Below are 1,816 nucleotides of genomic sequence, written 5' to 3'. Positions count from 1 at the left end.
CGGTGGCGCCGAGAGCTTCGACCTCGATCCCTGCGCTCCGCTCGATCGGCCGTGGGACATGGCGCGCCAGCACTACACCATCGCCGACAACGGTCTAGCCCGGCCCTGGCACGGTCGCGTGTGGCTCAACCCGCCATACTCGAACAACGTGATCGGCCGCTGGATGGGCCGTATGGCCGAGCACGCCCATGGAATCGCGCTGATCTTCGCCCGGACCGAAACGCAGGTGTTTCACGAGTGCGTCTGGCGCGCGGCCGATGCGCTGCTGTTCATGGAAGGGCGGCTGCATTTCCACGATGCCGCAGGGACTCGAGCAAAGGCCAATGCCGGCGCGCCGTCGGTGTTCTGCGCCTATGGCGCCGACGATGCTGACCGCCTTGCGGCCAGCGGCATTCCCGGCGCTTTCGTGCCGCTGCGCCTGCGCTCGCTGATCTTCGGCTTTGCCTCCGTCGGCTCGTGGGTCGACGAGGTGTTGAAGGTGATGCAGCGCGCCGGCGCGGCGGTGCGGCTCGACGATCTCTACCGCGCCTTGGCCGAGAATCCGAAGTCCGAACGCAATCCGAACTGGAAGGCGAAGGTCCGCCAGACCCTGCAGCGCGGCCCGTTCGAACCGCTAGGCGAGGGCGTCTGGCAGGTGGCCGAGGGGAGGTTGCTCTGATGCGCCACTTCCGGACACGCCGATATGGCCCGTTCGAAGACACGAGGCGAAAGCGGCTCGCCTTGGCCCGAAAGCAGCGCCTTGAGCGAGAGAAACTGCCGCTCTTTTCCGAGATGATCGCAGAGGAGCAGCCAGACGCCGACACCGTTATGGCGCAGCGCGCCGAGCAAGCGGTGATCTGGGAGCAGAATACTCGCGACCGCCGCGCCGCGAACTGGCGTCGTGCAAGGAGCCGGCTTTTCGCCTACGGCGACAACATCCGGAAAATCCTGCGGGCACTCTGGAATAGCGCTCCCTACCCGGGCACGCCGGAATATTTCGCCGACATGCTCCACACCTACGACGTCGGCCGGCTCGACCCGGAGAACCCGCCATGGGTCTACCGAGGTCCGGGCGTCAAGGGTTTCGACCCTCTCCCCATCATCAACCGATCTCGCGAGCGCATGGGGTTGCCGCCCCTCTCGTCGCTCGCAGAACTTCCGAGGTACGGCAATGGCTAAGACCGCCAAGGCGAAAGCACCAGCCAAGAAGCACGCTTGGCAGATCGAGGCCGAGAAACGCCGTCAGGAGATCGCCGAGAATGTCGCCATGCTGCGCGACGGGTCCGACGAATATCTGGTCGGAATCGCTCGGGAAGCCCTCCACCACTACCACGCCGCGATGATGGCCTGCGACAAGCCCGGCCGCCTTCCCTACGAGCTAGTGATCGAGGCATGTGTCGAGACGCTCTACCGGATTGAGGAATACGGCGGCCGGGAGGAGCGCGCGGACGGTTCCGGCCGTTCCTGGCCCCCGCGCTGCCGCTCCCGCTTCAACTGCTGGAACTCGGCGTCGTCCTGGCTCGGCAAACAACTGGCCGCGCCCGATGGCGGAATCCCGATGCACGGCCAGCCCGGGCGGTTCATGCTGACCATTCACGGTTGCCGCACCGACGTGCGCTACCCGGGCGTCTTCGGCGGCGTCGGCCTCGACGGTCGCGTGATCGACCTCGATCAGCCGTTTTTCAGCGAGACCGGCTACCGATCCTTCACCGGCGGCGGGCTCCGCGAACGCTGGTTCGTCGAGGAGGCAATGACCGTCGACGAGATGCTGACGATCTCGATGGAGCACAACCTGCTCATCGATCATCACGGCAAGACGGCCGCAAAGTGCAAGCTC

General features: G+C 65.9%; 2 protein-coding genes and 1 pseudogene. All 3 read left to right on the top strand.

From position 1 onward, the window contains the following. A partial coding sequence (locus tag EOA60_RS31405) for a DNA N-6-adenine-methyltransferase (RefSeq protein WP_128312506.1) occupies positions 1 to 658 on the top strand: 658 nt, incomplete at its 5' end. After that, the gene (locus EOA60_RS31400; RefSeq protein WP_127335456.1) at positions 658 to 1,158 is read left to right on the top strand and encodes a hypothetical protein; all 501 of its coding nucleotides are present in this window, start codon (positions 658 to 660) and stop codon (positions 1,156 to 1,158) included. The genes EOA60_RS31405 and EOA60_RS31400, both read left to right, overlap by 1 nt. Then, positions 1,151 to 1,816 (top strand): annotated as a pseudogene (locus EOA60_RS31395) (hypothetical protein); the annotation flags it as partial. The gene EOA60_RS31400 and the pseudogene EOA60_RS31395, both read left to right, overlap by 8 nt.

Source organism: Mesorhizobium sp. M1A.F.Ca.IN.020.06.1.1 (assembly GCF_004023265.1).
Lineage (GTDB): Bacteria > Pseudomonadota > Alphaproteobacteria > Rhizobiales > Rhizobiaceae > Mesorhizobium.
This window is presented reverse-complemented; position numbering and strand designations above follow the sequence as displayed.

Coding starts and splice junctions, on each gene's coding strand:
- EOA60_RS31400 (WP_127335456.1), top strand. CDS start 658: ATGCGCCACTTCCGGACACGCCGATATGGCCCGTTCGAAGACACGAGG.